At 47.9% G+C, this 24,583-nt stretch carries 20 protein-coding genes; 14 read left to right on the forward strand and 6 right to left on the reverse strand.

All coding sequences use genetic code 11. The features are described 5' to 3' along the window. Window positions 1–41: 41 nt before the first annotated feature. The 6 genes from IC229_RS06985 to IC229_RS07010 all read left to right on the forward strand — a co-directional run bounded on the left by IC229_RS06985 (window position 42) and on the right by IC229_RS07010 (window position 5,915). A complete protein-coding gene (locus IC229_RS06985) occupies window positions 42–401 on the forward strand; it encodes a cupin domain-containing protein (RefSeq protein WP_190886229.1) in 360 nt (119 codons plus the stop codon). Between the two features lie 223 nt (window positions 402–624). Next, window positions 625–1,125, forward strand: a complete 501-nt coding sequence (locus tag IC229_RS06990; RefSeq protein ID WP_190886230.1) for a GNAT family N-acetyltransferase — start codon at window positions 625–627, stop codon at window positions 1,123–1,125. Window positions 1,126–1,202: 77 nt separating this feature from the next. After that, on the forward strand, window positions 1,203–1,934 hold the full coding sequence (locus IC229_RS06995; RefSeq protein ID WP_190886231.1) for an OmpA family protein: 732 nt from the start codon (window positions 1,203–1,205) through the stop codon (window positions 1,932–1,934). An 82-nt stretch (window positions 1,935–2,016) separates the two neighbouring features. After that, window positions 2,017–2,772: an oxygenase MpaB family protein gene (locus IC229_RS07000; RefSeq protein WP_190886232.1), complete on the forward strand. Its 756-nt coding sequence runs from the start codon at window positions 2,017–2,019 to the stop codon at window positions 2,770–2,772. Between the two features lie 205 nt (window positions 2,773–2,977). Next, on the forward strand, window positions 2,978–4,360 hold the full coding sequence (locus IC229_RS07005) for an L-serine ammonia-lyase (RefSeq protein WP_190886233.1): 1,383 nt from the start codon (window positions 2,978–2,980) through the stop codon (window positions 4,358–4,360). Between the two features lie 475 nt (window positions 4,361–4,835). Continuing rightward, on the forward strand, window positions 4,836–5,915 hold the full coding sequence (locus IC229_RS07010; RefSeq protein ID WP_190886234.1) for an AI-2E family transporter: 1,080 nt from the start codon (window positions 4,836–4,838) through the stop codon (window positions 5,913–5,915). A 58-nt stretch (window positions 5,916–5,973) separates the two neighbouring features. On the opposite strand, the gene IC229_RS07015 is transcribed toward IC229_RS07010, so the two are convergent. Together IC229_RS07015 and IC229_RS07020 are read right to left on the reverse strand one after the other, a co-directional pair. Then, the gene (locus tag IC229_RS07015; protein WP_190886235.1) at window positions 5,974–8,478 is read right to left on the reverse strand and encodes a PspC domain-containing protein; all 2,505 of its coding nucleotides are present in this window, start codon (window positions 8,476–8,478) and stop codon (window positions 5,974–5,976) included. A gap of 21 nt (window positions 8,479–8,499) precedes the next feature. Then, the gene (locus tag IC229_RS07020; RefSeq protein WP_190886236.1) at window positions 8,500–8,907 is read right to left on the reverse strand and encodes a PadR family transcriptional regulator; all 408 of its coding nucleotides are present in this window, start codon (window positions 8,905–8,907) and stop codon (window positions 8,500–8,502) included. A 266-nt stretch (window positions 8,908–9,173) separates the two neighbouring features. Between IC229_RS07020 and IC229_RS07025 the strand changes: the two genes are divergently transcribed. Continuing rightward, window positions 9,174–10,394 (forward strand): PQQ-dependent sugar dehydrogenase, encoded by a 1,221-nt coding sequence (locus IC229_RS07025; RefSeq protein ID WP_190886237.1) that lies wholly within the window; start codon window positions 9,174–9,176, stop codon window positions 10,392–10,394. Window positions 10,395–10,579: 185 nt separating this feature from the next. On the opposite strand, the gene IC229_RS07030 is transcribed toward IC229_RS07025, so the two are convergent. Next, window positions 10,580–13,024 (reverse strand): TonB-dependent receptor, encoded by a 2,445-nt coding sequence (locus IC229_RS07030; RefSeq protein WP_190886238.1) that lies wholly within the window; start codon window positions 13,022–13,024, stop codon window positions 10,580–10,582. Between the two features lie 241 nt (window positions 13,025–13,265). Here IC229_RS07030 and IC229_RS07035 point away from each other — a divergent pair, with 241 nt between their 5' ends. From IC229_RS07035 to IC229_RS07055, 5 genes are all read left to right on the forward strand, one after another. Further along, window positions 13,266–14,291, forward strand: a complete 1,026-nt coding sequence (locus IC229_RS07035; RefSeq protein WP_190886239.1) for a sensor histidine kinase — start codon at window positions 13,266–13,268, stop codon at window positions 14,289–14,291. Continuing rightward, complete coding sequence (locus tag IC229_RS07040; protein WP_190886240.1) at window positions 14,288–14,998, forward strand: LytR/AlgR family response regulator transcription factor; 711 nt, start codon at window positions 14,288–14,290, stop codon at window positions 14,996–14,998. The genes IC229_RS07035 and IC229_RS07040 overlap by 4 nt, the downstream gene beginning before the upstream one ends. Before the next feature lie 176 nt (window positions 14,999–15,174). Next, complete coding sequence (gene porU2, locus IC229_RS07045) at window positions 15,175–18,585, forward strand: putative type IX secretion system sortase PorU2 (RefSeq protein ID WP_190886241.1); 3,411 nt, start codon at window positions 15,175–15,177, stop codon at window positions 18,583–18,585. Then, complete coding sequence (locus tag IC229_RS07050) at window positions 18,582–19,823, forward strand: hypothetical protein (RefSeq protein WP_190886242.1); 1,242 nt, start codon at window positions 18,582–18,584, stop codon at window positions 19,821–19,823. Before porU2 ends, IC229_RS07050 begins: the two co-directional genes overlap by 4 nt. A 71-nt stretch (window positions 19,824–19,894) precedes the next feature. After that, window positions 19,895–20,527: an HAD-IA family hydrolase gene (locus IC229_RS07055; protein WP_190886243.1), complete on the forward strand. Its 633-nt coding sequence runs from the start codon at window positions 19,895–19,897 to the stop codon at window positions 20,525–20,527. A 34-nt stretch (window positions 20,528–20,561) separates the two neighbouring features. Here the strand turns inward: IC229_RS07055 and IC229_RS07060 are convergent, their stop codons facing one another. The 3 genes from IC229_RS07060 to IC229_RS07070 form a co-directional block, all read right to left on the reverse strand. Then, the gene (locus IC229_RS07060; protein ID WP_190886244.1) at window positions 20,562–21,224 is read right to left on the reverse strand and encodes a thiamine diphosphokinase; all 663 of its coding nucleotides are present in this window, start codon (window positions 21,222–21,224) and stop codon (window positions 20,562–20,564) included. Between the two features lie 27 nt (window positions 21,225–21,251). Then, window positions 21,252–21,728, reverse strand: a complete 477-nt coding sequence (locus IC229_RS07065; protein WP_190886245.1) for a nucleoside deaminase — start codon at window positions 21,726–21,728, stop codon at window positions 21,252–21,254. Window positions 21,729–21,851: 123 nt separating this feature from the next. Next, on the reverse strand, window positions 21,852–22,637 hold the full coding sequence (locus IC229_RS07070; protein ID WP_190886246.1) for a nucleotidyltransferase domain-containing protein: 786 nt from the start codon (window positions 22,635–22,637) through the stop codon (window positions 21,852–21,854). A 132-nt stretch (window positions 22,638–22,769) separates the two neighbouring features. Here IC229_RS07070 and IC229_RS07075 point away from each other — a divergent pair, with 132 nt between their 5' ends. Both IC229_RS07075 and IC229_RS07080 read left to right on the forward strand, forming a co-directional pair. Further along, complete coding sequence (locus tag IC229_RS07075) at window positions 22,770–23,474, forward strand: ABC transporter ATP-binding protein (protein ID WP_223833898.1); 705 nt, start codon at window positions 22,770–22,772, stop codon at window positions 23,472–23,474. After that, window positions 23,474–24,556 (forward strand): hypothetical protein, encoded by a 1,083-nt coding sequence (locus tag IC229_RS07080; RefSeq protein ID WP_190886247.1) that lies wholly within the window; start codon window positions 23,474–23,476, stop codon window positions 24,554–24,556. The genes IC229_RS07075 and IC229_RS07080 overlap by 1 nt, the downstream gene beginning before the upstream one ends. Window positions 24,557–24,583 lie beyond the last annotated feature (27 nt).

The following is a 24,583-nucleotide window of genomic DNA, read 5'->3' on the forward strand; positions in this document are numbered from 1 at the left end:
TTTTGTCATGCTGAGACACGAATCGGGAAAGGTAGAAACGAATGGATGACAAATTGATTAGCCCCATCAGCACTCAAACCGCCGAGCATTACACGTGGGGCAATCAGTGCGATGGCTGGCATCTGGTAAAGTCAGATTCGCTCAGTATCATTCAGGAACGAATGCCGCCTGGCACCTCCGAAATAAAGCATTACCACCGGCAATCACGTCAGTTTTTCTTTATTCTGTCGGGGGAAGCAACGATGGAAATTGGCGGAAAAACACTAGTACTACGTATGCACGAAGGCGTAGAGATTCCTCCGTTCGTTGCTCACCAGATGCGAAACGAATCTGAAAACGACCTATGGTTCACTGTTACGTCTACGCCCAAAAGTCACGGCGACCGTGTCAGTTTACCTTAATAATGACGTGAAAAATGATTTAACGAAGCGCTTAACTCATTCGCTTACAACGTATTGCTGACGCTTAGGGCTTCGACAGGCTCAGCCTGACAAGCCAGCTTGAGTCAACAACTTTAAGTGGACTGTCAGGCTGAGCCTGTCGAAACCCTAAGCGTCAGCAATACGTTGATTAAGCCAGTAGTCATGTTAATAATATTTCTTAAAAAAGCACATACTACGTAGCATGACTATTCGCCAGGCCACCAACGACGATATTCCCGCCCTGTTAACCCTCCTTCAGAACGTAGTACCGCTGATGCACGCTTCCGGTAATTTTCAATGGGATGCGCATTATCCAAACGAGACGGTTTTTCGACAAGACATTACCCGCAATCAGTTATGGGTGGCCGACATCGACGGGAAAATTGCCGGTGTAGCGGCACTTACCGAAGATCAGGAACCAGAATATGCTCAGGTTGGCTTCGATTTGAGCCAACGCGCCGTGGTTACGCACCGGCTGGCCGTTGACCCTGCGTTTCAGGGAAAAGGCGTAGCAGTCGCTTTATTGAAACAGGCCGAACTACTCGCTCTTGAACGTAGTATTGCTTTCCTGCGTATCGACACAAATTCTGAAAATCAGGCCACTCAGAAGCTTTTCCCTAAACTGGGGTATCGTTACGCTGGAGAAATTACGCTTGGTTTCCGACCCGGTTTGCGGTTTCTAGCCTACGAAAAACGACTTTGAGCACGTAGTAAAATCCTCATTTCAAAAACCGGCACTTCTTTTGCGGTAAGGTTTATCTAAAGAAATAACCTACGATTATGATACGTGTTGTACTTCTCCTCCTTCTCGGTTGGCTGATGACGACTTCGCTGTTTGCGCAGCAGTTGATTAAGAAATCGCAGCAAACGGTGTTCACCATTTCGGCGGTCGACGATAAGACCTCGATTGAGTTGCCGGCCCAGTTCACCATTGAAGCGAAAAAAGCGAAGAAGACCTTCAAGGGAAAAAGCGAGCCAGGCGGCAAAACCTTTTCGTTTGTTCTCACACAGGCTGATACGTTAAACGTAATAACCAGTTCGCCAGGCTATTACGAAGTTGAAGAACTGATGACCGTTACGTGTGATACGTGTCCTGATTATGGGTACACGGTACGGTTGGAAAAGCTGGACCCAAAAGCCGATACGGTATTCCGAAATTTGCAGGTTAATCAGGCATTCCGGCTCGACAACGTGTATTTCGACCAGAGCAGCTACGTATTACGTCCCGAGTCGTATCCGCAGTTGAATAAACTCGTGAAAACACTGGCAACTACGCCAAAATTAGTTATTGAAATTGGCGGTCATACTGATAATGTCGGCGACCGACGCCTGAATCAGCTCCTGTCGGAAAACAGGGCAAAGGTTATCCGAAATTACCTCACGCGAAGTGGCATTATCGAAGACAGGCTGAAGGCATCGGGCTATGGCGACAGCCATCCGGCAGCACCTAATGATTCAGAAGAGAACAAACGAAAGAACCGACGCGTTGAATTCGTTGTATTAGCACTATAAGTCATTAGTCGATAGTTAGTAGCCTTTTGTACTGACGACAATTGACTAACGACTAGTAGCTATTGACTGACGACTTTCAACAATGTCTTTTTTTGTCAAACCCGGCTCCATTGTCCGGCAGATTTGGGGTGATGCCGATGTTATTTTGCTGGTTTTTGCGGGTTCGGCGGCTGAATTTGCGCTGAACAAGGCGGTCGACTGGCTTTTTTTTACGGGTAAACTTCCCGCCGATCCAATTGGTCGACTATTTTCAACAGTTCGGTACGCTCAGGAAATCGTTTTTCAGCCCGACGACAAAGCCCGACAAGCCATCGCACGGATGGGTAGTATTCATACCGGTGTAGAACAAAAACGTGGCTATTCGATTCCAGATTGGGCCTATCGGGATGTGCTGTACATGCTGATCGATTATTCGGAACGGGCATTCGAAACGCTGCATCGTCCGCTGACAGATGCCGAAAGAGGTGAGCTGTTCCATACGTTTCAGCAAGTTGGGGCCGGCATGCATGTTCCTGATTTGCCAACTACCTATGCCGAATGGCGTATCGACCGAGAAACTCACCTCAACCGAGATTTAGTCCATAGCGAGTTCACCGATAAGTTGTTTCGGCGATACCGGGAGGAATTAGGGAATTGGCGATATGATTTGCTACGTCAGGTGCAGGCCATTCTGGTTCCTAAACAGGTTAGTCAATTACTCGATCTACCCAAAAAACCGTTGCTGACGTATTCGCTCAGTTTATATTCCTTACTCAACGCCCTCGGACTACGTTCCTTTGTACAGCGCGTCTTACTACCCACTGAATATTTACAACAGATTCGTAGTTTAGACCGGTAATAATTGTTTCACTTAGAATATTTCAGGTTTTAAAATTGTGGGTAGTTGTTTTTGTCATCCTGAGGAACGAAGGATCTTAAAGTGTCCTTACCAAAGTGCCAAGAAACCTTGAGATCCTTCGTTCCTCAGGATGACAAAAACAACTACCCAGTTTAAGGATTACAGGTCAGCCTACATGGGACCTGGTACAACATTTCACTTCATCATGACTTCTTCGCCCATCACTACGTCTGTCTCCGACCTTTTTAAGGTGGGGCCGGGACCATCGAGTTCGCATACCATTGGCCCCATGAAAGCCGCTTTCGATTTTCGGCAGCGGCTGGCACAGCTTCAGGCCGACGTTCAACAACAGGCTGATAGCCTTCATGTTCACCTGTATGGTTCGTTAAGCGCTACCGGGAAAGGGCACGGCACCGACCGAGCTGTAGTAGCTGGCCTGCTCGGTTGGCAACCCGAAACCACCGACCCCGATGAGTTGCTAAAACTCCTGCGCGATGCCTCAGTTACGTATCCGGTTCCGGTGGGCGAACGTATCATTCAAGTTGGCGTGCCGGAGATTCATTTTGAGCGAAAACGCTATGATTCGCCTTACGCCAATACGATGGTACTGAAACTGCAATCAGGCGAACAGACGCTGGCCGAAGAAGAATATTACTCGATTGGCGGTGGCTTCATCATCCGAAAAGGCGAACCAGAAACGGCCGCCGACCCACGTAGCGTTCCGTATCCGTACAGCACAATGACCGAGTTGAAAGCTCAACTCACTATGTATAACCTATCGCTGGACGACGTATTGATGGCGAACGAAATGGCCATCACCAGACGCAGCAGAGCCGAAGTAAACCAACGTATCGACCAGATTCTGGAGTTCATGCACAAGGCTGTCCGGCGTGGATTGCGCCATAAAGGCATACTTCCTGGCTCCATTAAATTGAGTCGTAAAGCACCGATTCTGTTTCAGCAGGCTAAAGGCATGAGCCAGTCGTCCGATAGTTTTCTGATATTTCTAAATGCCTATTGTTTAGCCGCTTCGGAAGAAAATGCAGCCGGAGGAATTGTCGTAACGGCCCCTACATCGGGGGCATCAGGGGTGATTCCGGGACTAACATTTCTGGCTAAACATCATTTCCATTACGACCGCGCGACGTTACGTGCCGGCATGCTGGCAGCAGCCGCTATTGGCTTTCTGGTAAAGCATAACGCAAGCATTTCTGGCGCCGAAATGGGCTGTATGGGTGAAGTAGGGACGGCTTCTGCTATGGGGGCAGCTTTCCTGACGCGCTGTTCGCAAGGCATAGTTGACATCAGTCCGATTGAAGCGTCGGCGGAAATTGCTATCGAACACCACCTGGGCATGACCTGCGACCCAATTGGCGGATACGTCCAGATTCCTTGTATCGAACGTAACGCCATGGGAGCCGTGAAAGCCTATAATGCGTATTTGCTGGCTACGTCAGGAGCGGCTTCATTCCAAAAAATTTCGCTTGATGCGGTGATAAAAGTTATGAAAGCTACCGGCCGCGACATGTCGACCAAATACAAGGAAACCTCAGAAGCTGGTCTTGCACTTAGTGCAACAGAATGCTAAAAAATGAGCAAGCGGGAACAAAAAATTTATGCCCCTCTAAGTATACCGTTCTGAACCATCAATTACCTAGTATCATTTTTATCCCACAAAATTCACACCAAACAGCATTTATCAGAACATGATTCTGCTCTTCAGGAAACGTATACCGAGATAGGTATACAAAATCAGAAAGGTTGTTTCCAGTACTGATTCTGAATTATTTTGCGGATAAAAGCCCGTTTTAAGGCTCTGTACCCAATGAATGAGGGCAACCCAGTACCAGATAAATGAAACAAGTCCCCCTACTGTAAAGAGTAAAATAAGAAGAAATTGACGCATAGGCACCGCCCGTTTAAAGTATAGTTGGAATACGGTAAAATAAATTCGATAATCATGCCGAACGTAACGAGCGATCAGGATGAGGGTTTGCACCTGAATCAAACAATTCAGGGGTTTAATCGCGTTTTAACGTATATACCAGCTACAATTTCCAAGTATGACTAATATTTATACACCTCAGCAACAGCGTGTCCTGCTCATTACCAGTCTGCTGGTTATTGCCGGTTTTATTCTTTTCGGCCTTAGCGGATATATTTCGGCGTTTCTGGGGGCAGGAATTCTCTACGTTGTTTTTCGGCCCTGGTTTACGGCATTGGCGATCAAGCGTAAATGGAATCGATCGCTGGTGACCAGCCTATTGATTGTTTTCGCGCTGGTGGTCATTATCATGCCTTTTCTGACGCTCAGTCTGCTGCTTATCGGGCGTATTCAGTACTATAGCCAGCACACCGACGATATTATGAAACTGGTGAAGCACGCTGAAGACCTCATTGGCTATCAGATAACCAGCCCGCAAAATGTCCGCACCATTGCCCAACAGGCGGGTTCGTATGCCAGTAAGCTTCTACCGTCGATTGCGGGTGGAGCACTCGATTTTATTGTCATTATCGGCCTGATGTTCTTCGCCATGTATTTCATGTTTGTGGACCAGGAATCGTTTACAAAAGGCTTACAGAAATACTTACCCTTTAAACGCGATACGCAGAAAGAACTGGCCGAATCCCTCAAAAACAACGTCAATGCCAACGTATTAGGTCAAGCACTGGTGAGTCTGGTTCAGGGCGTATTAACTGGACTCACGCTCTGGATTTTTGGCGTACCCGATGCGGGGTTCTGGGGAACAGTCGCCTTTTTTCTGGCCTTCATCCCGATTCTTGGTACTCCCCTCGTCTGGGGGCCAGCCGGGCTGATTCAACTATCGCAGGGGAATACGTCGCAGGGGGTTGGCATTTTGTTGGTTGGCGTTATCGTGATTATCAATATCGACAATCTGCTACGTATCATGCTTGCCCGACGTATGGGCAACATTCACCCGCTCATTACGTTGGCCGGAATTGTACTGGGCGTACCCATTTTTGGAATCCTTGGCCTTGTCGTCGGACCACTCCTCCTCTCTTACTTCATCGTACTGATTCACGTATTTGAGCAGGAAAACAAAAAGCTCGAAAAAGAAGCCGCCGTGGCGGAGGAGAAGATCGAGACGGAAGCAGAACATTCAAAAAGAGCGAAAAAGTGAATGAGCGAAAGAGCGATTTGCCGGATGGTATTCGCTCTTTCGCTCATTCACTCTTTTACTACTGCCGCGTTACCTTACTGGCACCAGACGTTTCGGAATCGAGCGTGCCAACGTGGCCTAAATCGGCGTGGCTGGCTCCGGTAGCATCGACTGATGCATTGTCAATGCTCATCGACGTAGCTTCAAGTTTGGAAGCGCCGTTCAGTTCAGCATCGAGCTTATTGGCGTGACCACGTAACACGATGTTCGAAGCGCCTGACAAATCAAGTTTTAGTTGATCGGCTTCCCCATCGAAGACTGTCCGGCACGCACCGCTCATACTGATATTCAAGTTAGTATATCGTTCAAAGCCGGTTAGGCTAGCTTTCGAAGCACCTGACAGTTGAAGTTCTTCGATGGTGTTCGGAACCGTGATGGTCAGGCCAACCCGTTTGCGGTTGCGCCAGTCGAACAGGCCGCCCCGACGGTCGATTTTCACTTCCAGCGTACTGCCATTTACCCGAACGTCCATATCGCTCATGTCTTTTTCGCGTCCGTCGGCCACAACTTTATACGTATCACCTTTGCGGAAACGTACCACGAATGCGCCTGCTACGTCCACTTTCGAGAAATTAGTGACATTAAACTGACGAGTGTGATCGCCGATCCGGTCGAAATCATCACCGAGCTCGTGGGCCAGTGCATCCTGTACGTCGTCAGTCAGGTCCGTTACGTCGTTATCTTCATCATTGTCGTCGCGGTTCTTTTCGCGGGGGAAATTGATGCAGACCAACCCATCGGCACGGGTAAACTGCCAGATACTGGCTTCCATACGATCGAATTCTTTGCTACCAAACTCATTCCGAACGAAGTAGGCAAACTCTCGCGTCATGCGGAATGGCTTTTCATAAGGAATCATCAGGTCCATATCCAGTTCCTGTCCCCGGAACGGAGAGCCCGGCTTTAATTCAATCGTGTTGTCGAAACGTACCGTCGAATCCTTAATGGTGTATACGTATTTGATGTTACGGGCATTGTCCTGTGCATTGGCCCGGTTGCGGCCCTGCGCCTTGAATCGCTGCACCAGATTCATTGTGGTACCATCATAACCCACCATCTCAATATCGGGCTGCCAGGAATCATCCTGATTATTAAGCGCAAACGTCGGAATTCGGGCTGCTACGTTCAGCGTTTTCGTTTCTTCTACGATGCCCCGTCGCTGGAAACTAGTCATTAAGGGGGTAGCAGTTCCGCCAAAAATCAACAGACTGATGAGCCATACGCCAGCCAGTGTGAGGGCCGTACGGCTGCTCAGCACATTACGCATCGTAATGAGCATGACACCTAGAATGGCCAGACCAAAAGCGGGTAGAAAACCGGCCAGAAAAGCCGCCAGCACCATAGGGAACGTAATATCTTCCATGAAATAACGTATTGGCAGATCGATATCCATAAAGGCCCCACCAACAATTCCCGTACCGGCACCCAACAGAGCAAGGCAGGCAACCATCAGGCTAAAGGCAACCACCAGCATCAGTACACCCGCAAATACCCGAATCACCGCAACGACACCCGTCATCAATGGGCCAAGCGCTCGTCCTAAACCGCCAATGATGGTGGCAATAGCCCGGAAAGGAAACAGAAGAATGCGGGTCAGGGTGCTTTCGTTATTAGGCGAATCGTTGATGTTCAGGTTCTGCTTAATGCTGTTTTCGATGTTAGACAGCGTAATAGGCTGCCCCTGCATTTCCATTTTTTCGGTGAGTGTATTGGCCTGAGGGGCAATCATCCAGAGAACGATGTACAACAGAAAACCAACACCGAAAAGCACAATACCCAGTACGAACAACAGTCGGATAACCCCTGTATCGACGCCGAAATAAGCGGCAATCCCAGAAGCAACACCACCCAGTACTTTATCTTCAGGGTTGCGGAAGAATTTTTTAACCGTTTTATCATCTTCGATGGTCATGACGCCCGGCAGCGAAATCCACATGGCAATGTACACGATGAACGTGAAGCCAGAGATACTTGCGCCAAAGCCATCACCAACCGGTGGCAATGCCAGGAACAGCACGAGGAAAATCAGCCGTACCCACACTACGTCCATGTTGAAGTAATGAGCCAGCCCGGCACACACGCCACCGAGGGTTTTCCGACGCAGGTCGCGCACCAGTCGACGAGGTTCGAGGGAAGGGCCCTGGCCATAGGGCGTAGGGTTACCTGTTACGTTCTCAGTCCCTCTGCCCCGTGCCCCGTGCCCTTTGCCATTTGCCGAATTCCGTCCACCGCTGGTCACAAGAACTTCTTCTTCTTCAACGGCTTCGAAATCAGCTACGGTACCCATGGCGGCCGTCAGTTCGTTGACATCATCCAGCGAAATCGCCTGTTTATCAGCCGATTTCAATTTAGCCAGCAGTTTTTCGGCAATACGGTTTTCGATGTCGGTTACAATCTCCTGACTGTCTTCGTAGGTCGAGAAATACTGCTGGACCGTAGTCAGGTAGTTTTTCAGTTTGTCGTAGCCATCCTCTTCGATATGGAAGATGACGCCACTAATATTTATGCTTATGGTCTTTTTCATGGCTATTGGGAAGCGTCTAGGTTAAGCGTTGGCCGATGGATTGGTTGGATCAGATAATGGCGTAACGGGCGTTTTTCCGTTGGCCGGTTTTTTATGTTGCCCGGTTTTGCCAACAATGGCATTCACTGACTCGGCCAGTTCCTGCCAGGTTTCGTTGAGCGCATCCAGCGAGTCGCGCCCCAGTTCGGTGAGGATATAATACTTGCGTGGTGGCCCGGAGGTCGATTCAACCCACTTATAATCGAGCAGACCGGCATTTTTCAATCGTGTTAATAGTGGGTACAAAGTACCTTCTACCACCATGATTCGGGCGGAGGTCAGCTCGTCGAGCATATCGGAGGCATATACTTCGCCCCGCGATATGATGTGCAGAATGCAGAATTCCAGAATGCCCTTCCGCATTTGCACTTGAGCGTTTTCAATATTCATCGGTATATACGAGTTCGTTAATTTCTTAAGACAAAGGTAGCATAAGGTACTATGCGATGCAAGGTACCCTGTTTGTTTTATATCAATTTCCGTATAGATGGTAAAAATTTGAGGATGAGCGGTCGTTTATCGACTATCAAAAATTTTTCAGCGCGTTGCCTAACACCACTTGCCAACGTAACAACTGTGGTTCAATCCATTGTACCGAAATAATTGCTACTTTTCCACCTGAGAAAATAGCGAAAACCCGCCAAGCCTTTTGTACGATGAAGAAACCGGTTTTATATGTCCGCATTTTGACGAAACCCGTACGAACAGCATCCATTGTCCTGGTATTTTCGGTGATTTCGTTCGTCATAGCCGCTCTGGTTCCGGCTGTCGACCGTCCAGCAGCGCCTAAAAAAAAGCCAGCTGACTGGAAATTAGAAAATGCGTTTCCCAACCTGACGTTTCAGCGGCCAGTCGAATTTACGTACCCAAACGACGGCAGCAACCCGATTTTTGTGCTGGAGCAGGAAGGCAAGATTCGCGTTTTTGATAACAAATCCGACGTTAAGACAGCTCCGGTTTTTCTGGACGTAACGAAGAAAGTATCCGATGAAGGCGAAATGGGTCTTCTCGGATTAGCTTTTCACCCGGATTTTCGGAAGAACGGTTACTTGTACATTTACTACACGAAGCGGAAACCATTAGAAACGGTTATCGCTCGCTATCAGGCAAGTGGGTCTGGTTTAAACGTAGTAAATCCATCCACCGAAACAGTAATTCTCCGATTTGATCAGCCCTACGATAATCACAACGGCGGCAAAATCGCCTTCGGGCCCGACGGGTATCTCTACATCGCGACTGGTGATGGCGGTGCCTGGGGGGATCAGCACAATAACGCTCAGAATCTTTCTGCCTGGCTAGGGAAAATACTACGTATTGACATAAACAAGACTACGAAAGGAACTTACGGCATTCCAGCCGACAACCCGTTTGCCGGTAATAAGGAAGGTCATCGAGAGGAAATCTATGCGTATGGACTTCGCAATCCGTGGCGCTTCAGTTTTGATCGAAAAACCGGTCAGATGTGGGCTGGCGATGTAGGACAGAACGAGTTCGAAGAGATCGATATTATTACCAAAGGTGGCAATTATGGCTGGCGGTTAAAAGAAGCAACCCGATGTTATAATCCACGTAATGATTGTGAAACAGGTAAGCTGATTGACCCGATTCATCACTATGTACGTAGTGAAGGCACTTCGATTACCGGCGGTGTGGTCTACCGGGGCACTCGTAATACGTTGTTACAGGGAAAATACCTCTACGCAGATTACGCCAGCGGTAAAGTTTGGGTATTGACTTTCGAAAACGACAAAAAAACCGACAATCAATTACTGGTCAGCAACGCAGGTACTATTTCCGCTTTTGGAGAAGATGCCGCCGGAGAAGCCTATCTACTTGATCATCAGGGCACCATCAAGCGACTCAGCCTGGCGAAATGAAAAACCGGGATCTGTTCTGGTAATCTGTCAAACTAAGTAGTCAGGCGCGGAAGCTTTTTGTCAAGACTACAGGATTTATGTACCAGACTACCATTTTCAGCAACTATCGATCTGAATTATACATTCGGAAAACTCAGGGAAGTGATCAAAAAGAATAAACGCTCAATACGTAACGATGATATCGATTAATCTACCCGGTTCTTTTCGGCGTCAGCGGCATTGTCGGAATGATTTCGCTTTCGTGCAAACGTCTCTTTTCCAAATCGATACGTGAAAGTTAAGCCGATACGTTGCGTATCTGTTACATTCGTATGGAAAGCTTCAATTTGCTTCAGACTGACGGTTCGGTCGGTTGTTTTCCAGGAATGAAAAATGTCTTCGAGCGTTAATCGAATACTGCCTTTATCCTGCCAGATTTTCTTCTGCACCGCTGCGGCAATTCGGTAACGTGCGCTGGTTATCGTTTGCCCCGACAAATCGTTGGACGAATAATAGCCACTAAGCTCACCGTTCCAGCCTTTATTTAATCGAAACTGATTGAGCAGGTTTATTCGGGCGTGGTAAATTTCGGGATCAAGTTTTTGTGCATACGCGGTTCCGTTGAGCTTTAAGTGCGCCAGCATTACGTTGGCGTTCACATTCCACCATTTGGCGGGTGCAACCGATACGTTGGTGCTGAGCGCGAGAATATTCCCACTTGCTACGTTATTCGGACGGGTGATGAAAATGTCATCAATAGTCTCGGTCAATTGAAAAATTATATCTGTAAACCGACTGTATTGCAGGGAGATACCAACGTAGTGTTTGTGCTGATATTTAAGCTCTATCTGGTTGTTATACTGAGGCTTCAGATACGGATTGCCCATCGTAAACGAGTATTGATCGCGGTATGCCAGAAAAGGATTGAGCAGTTGATAATTAGGACGACTGATACGTCGGGAGAAGCTGGCCGTCAACGTATTGGCTCCAGCGCTATCGAGTTTATAACTTACAAATGCAGTTGGAAACAATCCTGCGTAGTTTCTGAAAAACGAGGTTTCCGCCACTTCAGTATTACCCAACTGTCGTCCGGCAATCTGCGTATTCTCTAACCGGAAACCACTCTGAACTGCCAGTCGTCTCCAGTCTTTCCGGAAATTCAGGTAAGCTGCGTGAATGCTTTCGCGGTAGATGAAGTGATTGGATTTACCGTAATCCGGCGATAAACTAGTACCGTTCTGGTTGAAATATTGCGCGTTATTATCATTTGTCACAATACTCGATTTTGCTCCCATTTCCAGTTTCGCCTTGTTTGGTAACGGGTGCGAATAATCAGCCTTAGCCGAGTATATCGTAATCGAATAGGGTAGTTTATACAAAAAAATACGGTTGTTGAGTAACGTACCGTCTGGCCTATTCACACTATTTTGTAGGGACTGCTCACCTTCCGAACCATACGTAATGTAGTTCAAATCGGCAGAGAACTCACGACCCGTTTTTCCGAAACTATGCTGTACGTTGCCATTCACTCCGACATTCGTCCAACGATACGTACCATTCGTAAAACCTGTACCAATGGAATCGATAACGTAGCGATTATCAAGACTTCGGCTGACGTAATTCAGCCGATCCCGTCGGGGGCTATGCTGCAAGTTGACGACAAATCCATACGTAGTATTGGGCGATGCGGCATAATCCATCCCTAGTCTGGACATTATACCATGGCTCGTAGTGTTGTACTGATTAGTAAGTTGCACCGACGAGGCTACTAACGAATTGGAAGTATAAAATCGCCGGTCATATACATCGGTTGCATAGTTTCCGTCTTTCGAATAACCAAGGCTGCCGAATAGATTGATCTTTTTATGGTTGTAATTCAGGTTGATAACGTTGTTGCTACGTCCTATCCTACCCTGATTATAACCCAACGCTACGTTCCCGGTAAAACCCTGAATCCGGTTCCGTTTCAGTCGAATATTAATGATTGAGTTGCCAGCCGCATCATATTTGGCGGGAGGATTTGTCATCAGTTCGAGCTTATCCAGCGATCCACCGGGAAGCGATTTCAGATAGGTCGCCAAATCCTGCCCCGACATGTACGTGGGTCGACCATCAACCAGTACCAAAACGTTCGCTTTGCCGTTCAAACTGATTTCTCCATTCGTTCCGATAGTCACACCCGGTGTTTTTTCCAGCATTTCCAATGTATTGCTTCCAGCACTACCAATCATCGCTTCTACGTTCACGATGGTTCGGTCGACCTCTTGCTCAATCAGCGGCTTTTTCGCCACAACTTTTACTTCGTTCAGCGTTGTTTTTGAAGGAGTTATGATAAATACGGGCAACGTAACAGTTGTATGCAGCTCATCAATCAGGATGTTTCCGCTTCGGTAATCGGTATTGCCTACGCTCGTTACGTGAATTCGATACGTATCAGCGGTCAGATCGGTGAAGGTGAACGTACCGTTATTTTTGGTCAGTTCGCCACGTACCAACGTTGAGTCAGTTGCGCGGAGAAGACGTACCGTAGCGCCGGGTAACGGTTCATTTTGGGTATCTTTCAATAGCCCGGAAATGCGTGCTGAAGGAATTTGTGCAAAACCAGAAAAACTCAGACTAAAAAGAAAAATAACTAAGAAAACAGGTCGCATGATGTGTCGTTTAAGCGTTCGATTCACTACGTTCGGGTCAAAGATTGACGTAGTGATTCGGCACTTAAAAGAATCATGGCGGATCAGCCAACCGGCCTGACAGAATGCCGATTTGAGGTGTCAAACGTATTAGTCAGCCATTTTCTTTAGTTCATCAGCCATTTTTACGTGTCTGCCACGTAGGTTTACAGGCGTCGATCTGGTTAATGAATTTTGACAGGATCAATTAGTCAGGAAATCAATGATACCCAGTAATTCCCGTTTCAAATTGTCAGGTCAGCACTTTGTCTGGGGGCTGGCTCTGATTGTGCTCTACTTTATGTTCCGCAACTATATCAAAAACATTACCACTATCTACGACGAAGAAGCGGCTCTTGTTGCTACGTTCGGCTGTTTCGTTGGTGTGTATGGAGGGCGGTCGCTGGCTAAATTATGGATATATCCGTACAAACCGATTTCCGATTGGTGGTTGGGTTTGTTACTAATTTTGTTGATAAGCTGTGCGTTCTATTGTGCGCTTTTCGCCACTAGCCTGATCCGTCAGCAGACGTTTATGTATGGCTTATTTCTGGCGTTACCTTTATTTATTTTTTGCGTTGCGTCTGGTTTGTTGGTTAGGCTGATTCAGGCGCGCATTGATAATCAGATTCAGGAAGCCAAAGTCCAGGCCGAGCACAGTCAGAGCGAACTACACCTCCTACAATCTCAGTTAAGTCCTCATTTTCTGTTCAATACGTTGAATAATCTGTACGGCATTTCTATTTCGCAACCTGACAAAACGCCAACGTTGCTGCTGAAACTTTCAGAATTATTACGGTACTCCGTGTACGATGCCAAAGAACTGTTCGTGCCTTTGACTGATGAATTGGCGTACATCAATAACTATATTGAATTCGAGAAACTACGTATCGGCGGCAAACTTGCGTTGACAACAGCCATCGACAACGTAACGGGGAGCCACATACGAATTGCGCCGATGCTGCTGATTGTCTTTGTTGAAAATGCATTTAAACACGCGAAGAATACGACCGAACAAAAAATCAGGATTGACATTTCTCTGAAATTATGGGGAAATTCGATTCTGTTTTCAACAAAAAACTCGTTTTCCAGACTGGAAGAAACGAACAACGAATTGAACAAAAACAGTGGTTTGGGTTTGGCTAACGTGCAAAAACGGCTTGATTTGTTGTACCCAAACACGTATGATTTAGCGATTCGGGAAGCCGATGGATTTTATACGGTAGAGTTACAACTTCGGATCAAATGAAAAAAGTAGCCTGTCTGATTGTGGACGATGAGCCAATTGCGCGGGAAATTATTGAAACGTATTGCCGACATTTGCCGCAACTGACCGTGGTTGCTTCCTGCGACACTACCCTCGACGCCAAAACGATGCTACAGAAACAGCCCATCGACATTCTGTTTTTAGATATCAACATGCCCGTTCTGAATGGTATTGCGTTTCTAAAAACCCTCAAAAATCAGCCTCAGGTTATTTTTACAACCGCCTATAAAGAATACGCTGTTGACGCTTTTGATTTATCCGCCTGCGATTATCTGCTCAAACCCTTTTCGCTCGAGCGTTTCATTGTCGCCATCGATAAAGCGCTGGAACGATTGCATCCCGCGCAAACACCCATCAACGTAGCAAACGACGCCAAACCGGATGACTTCACCTTTGTAAAAGCTGATGGAAAGATCTACAAAATCCGGCATGAAGAATTACTCTTCGCTGAAGCCAACGGGAATTATACCAGGATTAACACAACAAACGGTACGTTGACACCAGGTATGACCTTTTCGAGTTTTATCAGCTTGTTACCTGTAAATCAGTTCATTCAGGTTCATCGCTCGTTTGTGGTCAACAAAGCTAAAATCAGCCATATTGAAGGAAATCGGGTATTTATTGGTTCAACCGAAATCCCTATCGGCAGCAACTACCGCGACGGTTTTTTTAAAGAATTAGGTGTGTAGTAAAGGAAGCCAGTCCAACAGTTAATGAACCCAGTCTGGAAATAAATTCTGCCACTTTAGTTGCAATAGTGATACTATCGATGGTCCACTACGTCTTAGGTAAATACATGTTTGAGTCGACAGATTCAAGAGTATTATGAGCTGTAACGTCGGCTCTTACCTCCTGCGCTTAGTTTATGACCGTTCCGTTTATTAGAAGCTATCATCCTTGTTATCAGCTATTTTACCTGTTCTCATTACCTGTCTTATTGGTAAAAGGACAATCAGTAAACAACGACCCTGACCCAACGCACTGGATTAATTATGCGCAGACCTATTACAAAATTCCGATTGCCAAAGCTGGACTGTATCGCGTTTCAGTTGCCGAACTCCAGAAAGCAGGTTTTCCAGCCAGCCAGGTAAATCCGACCACGGTTCAGCTATTTCACCGGGGTATCGAGCAGTCAATTTACGTAGCCGGTGAAACCGATAAACGATTTGATCCAGCTGATTTTCTGGAGTTTTACGGACGCGGCAACGATGGTGCCCAAGACTCAGTGCTCTACCGACCTGCATCAGCCCAGCCACATACGTATTACAGCCTTTTCAGTGACACCACCGCCTATTTTCTGACCTGGCGACTCGATGGCAAACCCGGTAAGCGAATGGCTACGTATACCGATACTACGTTCGCCAGTTTATTACCAGAAACTTACCATTGGGAAGAAGAACTACGACTTTTTACCGATACGTATCCAGCAGGTACTATTTATCCGCTTGGTGCAGGTTATGATAATGGTGCCATTTTGACGAGTTACGATGCAGGTGAAGGCTGGACCGGGCCGATAGTGTCTGCCAATACGCGATTCAATCAGTCGTTTACGCTAACAAATTTTGTGGCCGATGTACATGCAAAAAATGGTACGCCTGTTCAACCAAAAGCGATATTTCTGCTAGTCGGACGTAACGCTTCCCCTCATCGCGTAAACTATTTGGCAGGAGGAACGACCAATACGTTACAATCACTCGGTACGGCAGTTTTTGACCAGTATAATTCGATACGCATCGACGCAGAATTGGGAGCCAATGCGATTTCTCCTACGGGGAACGTACTGTTTTCAGTTCAACCGAACGTAGCGGGAGAAGAAATTTCGGTTTCCTATCTGAAATTACAGTATCCACAACGTATCGATATGGGTGGTACGTCGCTGAAAGTATTTCGTTTACGGGCTAATCCAGATGGCCGCTCGCTACTCGAGTTAACTAACGTACCGGCCAACACCCGTCTATTCGACATCAGTGACCCAATTAACCCCGTTCAGATACAGGGGCGACAAACCGATGGGCAATGGCAGGGAGTCGTGCAGAATTGTCAATTGAGTCGAACAATTCTGACGACGCAGATTCCAATGAACGTACCGCCAATACGAGCTGTTACGTTCCGCTTCATCGATCCTCAGAAACCAAATTACATCATCATTACCCACCCTTCCCTGCAGCAACCGACTGGTAGTGAGGCTGATCCGGTTCGGGCTTATGCAACGTACCGGGCGTCGGAAGCGGGTGGTAGCTATGATACGTCGACGGTGTCGATTCAGCGGTTGTACGATCAATTTAGCTATGGTGAACGTCATCCGCTGGCCATCCGGCGATTCGCTGATTACATGCTACATAATGATAATAAACGAGCGAAGTTTCTGTTTCTGATTGGCCAATCGCGCGATCCCCAGGGCATTCGTAAACTAGCCAACGGCCCTCTTCTTGATCTGGTCCCGAATGCGGGCTGGCCGGGTTCAGACATAGCGCTTGTGGAAGGTTTGGCTGGCGAGCGTGCGAACGTACCAGCCATAGCTATCGGCCGACTCAACGCCAGCCGGCCGCAGCAGGTGCTGGATTATCTGAACAAGGTAAAAGCGCATGAAAACACGACTGAACCGGCACTCTGGCACAAAAACGTATTGCATCTGAGCGGTGGCCGGAGTGCCGCAGAACTGGGCCAGTTTCGTCGGTTTATTGATGATTTTACGAAGACAATCGAAACAGGCTACGCTGGTGGCCGAGTTACTACTTTGTCGAAGCAAACGGATAATCCTGTCGAAACGCTCCCCCTGGCCGAACCTGTGAATCAGGGGGTTGGAATGATCAATCTCTTTGGTCATTCGAGTCTGGATGTGTCCGATGTGGATTTGGGATTTGTCAGTAACGATCTGTTAAACTACCGAAATAAAGGCCGCTATCCGTTCGTGCTGGTAAATGGCTGTGCATCAGGCAACGTCTTTTTTGGTCGACCGACATTCGGCAACGATTGGATTCTAACACCCGACCGGGGCGCGGTACTCTTTCTGGCGCATACCTATACAGGGTTTATCGACCCGTTAAAACGATACTCCGATCAGCTTTATGCCCTACTGGCCGACAGCCAATACGTAGCGCAGCCCATCGGCCTGCTTCAACAGGAAACCATCCGGCGTTTCCTGCAAAATGCCCCTTCTGTTTTTGATATTACTACCGCTCAGCAAATGACCCTCCAGGGCGACCCAGCTATCCGTGTGTTTCCTTTTCCCAGCGCCGACGTAGCATTTGCGTCTGAAAGTCTACAGATACGTATCGATTCGCTTTCCGCCCGGCCAGATTCAGTACGTATATTGGGGGTCGTTATCAATTACGGGCGCGTTACGTATAAACCGCTTACGGTGCGTATCCGCCAGTTCAAAATTAATGGCCAGCTTCTTCAGGAGCAGTATTTTACCAGCAAGACACCCCACTACGCTGATACGTTGCAATGGGTACTTCCCCTGGTAGAGGCCGACAGTGGCACTACGTATTTTGAGTTATTCCTGGACGCTGACAATCGGATTACGGAAACCCTGGAAACAAATAATCTGGCTGTAATCAGTTCGTTGAAGACAATTGAAAAACCACCTTTTTCCGCCGACGTAACGCCACCGATTCTTGAAGTAGCGTTCGATGGAAAACAGATTGGTGATGGTGATCTTGTCTCGACCCGGCCCGTTATCGATGTATTGCTTCAGGACGAAAACCTACACTTGCTACGTACCGACACCACCGGGTTAGACCTGTACCTGCAATCGCCCTGTGCTACGTTGCCATGTCCATTTATCCGGCAGTCGCTACGTAGCAATAACGTTCGCTGGACACCGGCCGGCGCTGATAACGCCTTCCGGTTGAGTTTCCAGCCCGATACGCCTTTGGCCGATGGCCTGTATACGTTCGTCGTAACAGGCCGAGACCTGAGCGGAAATCTGGCAGCCTCTTATCAGATTCACTTCTCAGTAAAAAATTCCGATGAACTAATCTCAGTCGGTGTCTATCCAAACCCGTTCAGCCAACAGACTCGGTTCTATGCTACGTTATCGGGGCTCACTCCACCAACGCAAATGACCATCCGTATCACCGATCTTACTGGTCGACTGGTCCGAACGCTACAGGCTCCAACACGCATCGGCACCAACGAGTGGAGTTGGGATGGTACGTCCGAAACAGGCCACTCTTTACCGACCGGGTTTTATTTGTACACACTTTCTGGGGTCGATGTGCCGCTATCGGAACAAGTGCATCTGAGTGGCCGCATATTTCTTTATCGATGAATAGGGGCTGTTTGTTCTGCGCAGCTTTTGTGGCTATTTGCCTCTTACTGACGGGTTTATCATGGATACATTCAACGCATTGCACCAGCGTCGATTCGAGCTACTACCTGCAATCAGCCGCGAATATATTGACTGGCCGTGGGTACGTCGTGAATGCCAACGGTCAGTTAGTTTGGAATAGTACATTCCCAATGGGTTACCCATTTCTGATAGTCATGATAGCGGGGCTGTTTGGTATTCCGGTTTTGGTAGCATCCAAACTGGTAAACCTGATCGCTTTGTGTTTCTTTGCCTGGGTTTGGGCGCGCCGTTTGGGTATAAGTCGTGCGTTCTGGCTACTTTCCATCTGGGTATTGGGCGGGTTTCTGAAGATTGCCGCCTTTACCTGGTCCGAAACCGTTTTTCTGGTTTTACTGGCTGAATGGGTTTGGGCGCTTCATCGGTTATTGAACGTATCGTCACTACGTTGGGCTGCACGACTAATGGCACTGAGTCTCAGTTTATTTCTGGTCCGTTACGTTGGCGGCTTTGTATTTGGATTACTGCTACTTCTAGTCTTGCTACGTCAGATTTTTCCAAACTTGTTTCAAAAACGATACGTTGAAAGTCATCAAGGTTTGTTTACAAGCTGGGGGACGGATATCGCGCTGGCGGGTTTTGTATTGATGGGCGTTTATTTTTGGATTAACCACCACTTTTCCGGTACGTTTTCAGGTGGTGAACGTTTTCTCCCTACCGAATCACCTGGTGAACTGGCACTATTGTTTGGTCGCTCGCTGCTAAATGAATTCCTGCTGATTCGGGATTTTTCACCGTCGGCTCCCAACGTATTAGCGTGGATTGGACTGGGGTTACAAACAATATTGATGGGTGTTTTCTATCGACGGCACCGGTTTTTACTACCACGTAGCGTTATGTTGTTACGTAGTCATCTCCTCAGTAACTTGTTCATACTGACGGGGATTACCTACGTAGTGGTTTTGTTCACGCTACGTACCATCAGTCCATTCAGTGAGCCAAATCTTCGGCTCATGGCTCCGTTTTCGTTCTGTCTATTTTCTGCTTTTTTCCTGAATGTCGGACGTTGGCCAGTTTATTGGCAACGACGATTATTGCCGTACTGGTTAGTATTGCTGCTACTGTCCTGGCTTCAATTGCTGCCACAGAATAATCTAAGCAGTGTCATTTTATACAGAAAATTGCTCAATTCAACCGTTGACTCTTCGGTTTGGCGATGATTATGTTCTTCCGGCCAACTCATTTCGCCAACTTTGCTTCATAATTAGCCTATCCGAAGGCCTTTTCTAGTATGAACTACAAGCTGATTATTTTCGATTTCGACGGGACGCTCGCTGACTCATTTCCGTATTTTCTGCGAACCATTAATACGCTGGCTGAAACCTATAATTTCCCGAAAATCAACCTCGAAGACGTAGATCGACTGCGTGGCTTAGATGCCCGGCAAATGATGAAACGAGCTAAACTACCTGCCTGGAAAATTCCGCTCATTGCCCGGTCGTTTATTCAGCTAATGGCGCGAGATATTGCTCAAATTCAACTGTTTGATGGCATAGCTGAGCTACTGAAAAAGTTAGCCAATCAGGGAGTTAAACTGGCAATTGTCAGCTCTAACAGCGAAGAAAATATTCGTCGGGTACTCGGCCCTGAAAATGCCTCATTGATTACCTATTATGGATGTGGTACGTCGCTTTTTAGTAAGCGACATAAATTCAGGCGAGCGATGACCAGGAATAGGGTTAAACCGCAGGAAACGCTTTGTGTGGGCGATGAAGTGCGTGATATTGAAGCGGCTCAGGAAGCGGCTGTAGACTTTGGCGCAGTTGCCTGGGGCTATACCCGGCCTGATGTATTGGAAGCCTATCCAGGTATTGCTCTTTTCTATACGCCCGACGATATTGTAAAGTCAGTACTCGGGGATTAACCGTAGCTTATCTGCCCTTTCGACCGACCTCTAATCAATCCCAGCATTCCATAATCAGCAAATCGCCGGTCTCAACTTCGATCCGCACGAAACCATCCTGAGCAGCTTCATTGCTGCTGCTGGTTCGATAGCCAATGGTCAGGGTTTCGTTGTTCAGATTGTATCTCAAACCTTCTGTTTTCATTCCCGTTACGGTGCCTACGGGAATGAGTGAAAGAATCGTTCCTGCTTCGTACCATTTCTCGTAACGCCCCACCAACGGAAAGAATTTTGAGTGATCGTCGAACATGACGATACGAATCTGGTCTTTGTACCGGACAATATTGGTCATATTCGTCAGGCTGTGATCGGCACGGCGTCCGGTTGCCCAAACGATGTTAACGGCGGGGTAACCCCGTTCAATCAGGTATTCGATACCTTTTTCGAGGTCGGTTTTGTCCTGGTCGGGTGTATGCAAAATTTCAAGTGGATACTGCTGTGCCCGTACAGCTTCCACGTCAAAGTCCCGGTCAAAATCGCCCAGTAATACATCTACTTTGATACCCAATTCGAACACGCGCCAGATCGCCCGGTCGAGCACGACAACCGTCGGGCTCCATTCGAGCAATTGCCCGATTAGCTCAGGCTGGCAAGCCTCGCCGTTAGCAATGAGCAACGCAGGCTCCTGTTTTTCGCGAATAATATGATGAGACGACATGCTATAATCAGGTGTACTCAAGAATACTCAATACCGCTTTTTATCCTCCATCGAAATCCACTCCCGAAATACGGCATCGGCTTCGTCGCGGAGCAATTGGTACATGGGAATATGGCGCTGATCGCGGGCTTTTTCCAGCTCTTCATAAATAAACTGGTCGTCGAAACCGGCGCCAGCGGCATCCGAGTGAAAGGCCCCGTAAACAATCCGACTCGGTCGAGCCCAGTAAATAGCCCCCAGACACATCGGACAAGGTTCGCAGGAAGCGTACAACACGCAGCCATCTAACTGAAAGGTTTCCAGATTTCGGCAGGCATCACGAATGGCCACTACTTCAGCATGGGCGGTCGGATCGTTGGTCGACGTTACCTGATTGCAGCCTTTCCCCACGATTTCACCATCACGAACAATTACCGCCCCAAAAGGGCCGCCCTGGCCGGTCGTCATGCCTTCACGCGCCAGTCGAATGGCTTCCCGCAAAAAATATTCGTCCTGATTTGTCATTGATTCTGGTAATGTGTTTGCCATCACTTTGTCATGCTGAGGCAGGAAGCATCTTAAACTTTCATTATTTGAAGATTAGGATGCCTAAAGCTGCTTCCTGCCTCAGCATGACAAAAAGTTAAACTAAAGTGCCTGCACATAAGCTGTAACGGCTTGTTGCGCTTCCGTATTTTTCAGCAACGTAGCAGGGGCCAACGTATCGCGCAGGTTTTCATACAGACGTATCACTTCGCCCAAACTACTCAACAGAGCCTCCCGGTCGGGCGTGGCGACGGTTTGACGTAGCTGTGTCAGTTCGGGCTCCCCAAAGGTAGTCTCTGCCCGCCGAACTCCCCGCGGTAATCCGCCATTTTTGAGATGAAACATGGGTCCCAGCACTACGTTACGTACGAAACCGAAAAAATCGAAGGCTTCGAAATACTCACCCCGACCAATTTTTAGAGCCGCATAATGAATCCATATCCAGATGCGATCTTCTGTCCATTGAAAATCGAAAGGGGGATACATTGCTTCTGACTCCTGAATAATGCGTGTCAAAGTCAGATCACGCTCCCAGAGAATGACCGGATTTTCGACCCGTTCTTTAAACTCTTCAGGTGTCACAAACTTAATATCGACGTGTAACAGCGGGTCTTCATAAAGGGCAATCAGCAGACGAAGCTCACCCACATGATCGCCCCTGAACGACGCAATCATGGGTCCTAATGTAGCGGCATACGCCCGCATTTGCTCCACATCAGGCGCGATACGTTGGGTACGAACCAGCACCAGATCCAGGTCGGAGTAAGCGTCCATGCCACCCGTAGCCCACGAACCACCAGCGGCAACACCTACTGCCTCGGAATCCTGCCTGATACGTTCGACAGCCTTGTCGATAAACGATTGAAAAGGTTGTAAATGAGTTTGCATTTGTAAACCAACGTAGCGCCGTTGCGATTAGTAAATTATCGCAGAACGACACTCCATGCTGAATAGTTCGCCAATACGTCCAAAGTCTATTAAGTAAACCGTTGATCGTAATTCTCGTCCGTTGATAGAGACATGGTCCGCGCAATTCGCTACGTTGCTTATCTTGCCAACTGTATTTATTTCTGTTTACCTGTGCTGACTATTACCAATTTGACCAAAGCGTATTCGGGACGTACCGTTTTGAGGGTACCGCAACTGCATCTTGAATCGGGGGTGCACTATTTCCGGGGTAGCAACGGATCGGGAAAGACCACATTTTTCAGGACAGTGGCGGGATTACTACCTTTTTCAGGCGCGATTCTGTTGGATGAACGCTATGAAATCAATCGCGATCCGGTAGCGTATCGGATGCGGGTCAATTACGCCGAAGCCGAACCATTGTATCCATCGTTTCTGACTCCGCGCGATTTGGTTGGATTTGTCGGTAAAGCGAAACAGGCGCCCGTAGAACAAATCGACGTAGTGGCTGAACTACTGGGAGTTAATACGTTCTGGACTCAGCCAACGGGTACGTTCTCAAGCGGTATGCTTAAGAAGCTATCGCTGCTGCTGGCTTTGCTTGGCAGTCCTAAACTCGTCCTCCTCGATGAACCCCTCACTACGTTGGACGTAGCGACGGCGGCTAAACTGTTTACGTACATCCGGCAACTTCGCAGCGATAGAAACGTTACGTTCCTGCTTACCTCACATCAGGACGTTAGCCTCACTGGCCTTGAACTAACAGCAACGTGGCAGGTAGGTGACGGCAGCATTACTCCTGTAGCCCTTCCCCACTGATGCTGACCTTCCTGAACCGAATTTTTGTTGGACCGTTTTACGCCCGAAACGCCGGTACGTTTCTGGTTCTCATTCTTCTGGCATTTGGTTTTCTGAGTGGCCGTGAGCATAAAGCCCTTATTACAGCGGCCATCGGTTCACCGTTTTTACTGAGCCTGGTGTTTGTTTTATGGGGGCTTTATCTCCTGAAAACCATCTCGTTTGTTTGGCAGGAGCTGACTGCTATCGAACACTTATTTCTGCAAACATTCTGGCTGGTACCCGTTCCAGCACGAGGGCTGCTTTGGCTGGCTATCCAGTCGGCCTTACTGGCACCTGTGATTGCCTACGCGGGATGGATGGTGCAAATAGCGACACTTTACCAGAAATGGGATTCGCTCGGGGCGATTTGTGGATACGTAGCAGTTTTGACGTTGGTGGGGGCCTGGTTCAACGATTATCGGTTACGACATCCGAATCCCGATACAATCCGGCTTCCCTCGCTACGTATTAAACTGCCTTACGAATTATTTTTCCCGACGTACTGGCTTCGGCATGAACCGATTTCGCTGGTACTGACGAAAGCCTTTTCGGGATTGCTCCTGGCAGGCGTTTGCCGGCTCTACCCCACCGACGATTACGACCAGCGCCTGTTGCTCATTGGGCTGCTGATGGCGATTCTGGGACACTCGCAAGTGAGCGGGCAGGTCAAAGCGTTTGAACAACGGTATTTATTGATACTTCCCAATTTGCCCTTCAACTGGTGGCAACGATTTGGTCGATACGCGCTTACTTACGGCCTGATCTGGACTCCTGAACTGCTGATTCTGCTACGTAATTGTCCGGTTGAAGTTTCTATTTACTACGTAGTCGCGCTCTGGCTAACGGGCTGGGGTTGGTTGCTCGTCATGCACAGCCTCAACTATTGGCAAAACATACTACCCGACCGATGGCTTTCGGGCGCTTTTGTCAGTTTCATCGTTGGTTTGCTCGCTATTATGTTTGGATTACCCATAGGAGCATGGCTGATTTTTGGTTGGATAACGGCCTGGGGTTATTGGTATCGGTGTTTTACCTTATCTGGTTCTGCGGGGAATAGTTGATTAATTAACTAATACGTTAGCCGGGAT

It is taken from the genome of Spirosoma profusum (genome assembly GCF_014699005.1).
Classification (GTDB): Bacteria; Bacteroidota; Bacteroidia; order Cytophagales; family Spirosomataceae; genus Spirosoma; species Spirosoma profusum.

Bases quoted from the DNA above. Each gene is read 5' to 3' on its own strand.
- IC229_RS06985 (WP_190886229.1), top strand. From the start codon at position 42: ATGGATGACAAATTGATTAGCCCCATCAGCACTCAAACCGCCGAGCAT.
- IC229_RS06990 (WP_190886230.1), top strand. From the start codon at position 625: ATGACTATTCGCCAGGCCACCAACGACGATATTCCCGCCCTGTTAACC.
- IC229_RS06995 (WP_190886231.1), top strand. From the start codon at position 1,203: ATGATACGTGTTGTACTTCTCCTCCTTCTCGGTTGGCTGATGACGACT.
- IC229_RS07000 (WP_190886232.1), top strand. From the start codon at position 2,017: ATGTCTTTTTTTGTCAAACCCGGCTCCATTGTCCGGCAGATTTGGGGT.
- IC229_RS07005 (WP_190886233.1), top strand. From the start codon at position 2,978: ATGACTTCTTCGCCCATCACTACGTCTGTCTCCGACCTTTTTAAGGTG.
- IC229_RS07010 (WP_190886234.1), top strand. From the start codon at position 4,836: ATGACTAATATTTATACACCTCAGCAACAGCGTGTCCTGCTCATTACC.
- IC229_RS07015 (WP_190886235.1), bottom strand. From the start codon at position 8,478: ATGAAAAAGACCATAAGCATAAATATTAGTGGCGTCATCTTCCATATC.
- IC229_RS07020 (WP_190886236.1), bottom strand. From the start codon at position 8,907: ATGAATATTGAAAACGCTCAAGTGCAAATGCGGAAGGGCATTCTGGAA.
- IC229_RS07025 (WP_190886237.1), top strand. From the start codon at position 9,174: ATGAAGAAACCGGTTTTATATGTCCGCATTTTGACGAAACCCGTACGA.
- IC229_RS07030 (WP_190886238.1), bottom strand. From the start codon at position 13,024: ATGCGACCTGTTTTCTTAGTTATTTTTCTTTTTAGTCTGAGTTTTTCT.
- IC229_RS07035 (WP_190886239.1), top strand. From the start codon at position 13,266: ATGATACCCAGTAATTCCCGTTTCAAATTGTCAGGTCAGCACTTTGTC.
- IC229_RS07040 (WP_190886240.1), top strand. From the start codon at position 14,288: ATGAAAAAAGTAGCCTGTCTGATTGTGGACGATGAGCCAATTGCGCGG.
- porU2 (WP_190886241.1), top strand. From the start codon at position 15,175: ATGACCGTTCCGTTTATTAGAAGCTATCATCCTTGTTATCAGCTATTT.
- IC229_RS07050 (WP_190886242.1), top strand. From the start codon at position 18,582: ATGAATAGGGGCTGTTTGTTCTGCGCAGCTTTTGTGGCTATTTGCCTC.
- IC229_RS07055 (WP_190886243.1), top strand. From the start codon at position 19,895: ATGAACTACAAGCTGATTATTTTCGATTTCGACGGGACGCTCGCTGAC.
- IC229_RS07060 (WP_190886244.1), bottom strand. From the start codon at position 21,224: ATGTCGTCTCATCATATTATTCGCGAAAAACAGGAGCCTGCGTTGCTC.
- IC229_RS07065 (WP_190886245.1), bottom strand. From the start codon at position 21,728: ATGACAAATCAGGACGAATATTTTTTGCGGGAAGCCATTCGACTGGCG.
- IC229_RS07070 (WP_190886246.1), bottom strand. From the start codon at position 22,637: ATGCAAACTCATTTACAACCTTTTCAATCGTTTATCGACAAGGCTGTC.
- IC229_RS07075 (WP_223833898.1), top strand. From the start codon at position 22,770: ATGGTCCGCGCAATTCGCTACGTTGCTTATCTTGCCAACTGTATTTAT.
- IC229_RS07080 (WP_190886247.1), top strand. From the start codon at position 23,474: ATGCTGACCTTCCTGAACCGAATTTTTGTTGGACCGTTTTACGCCCGA.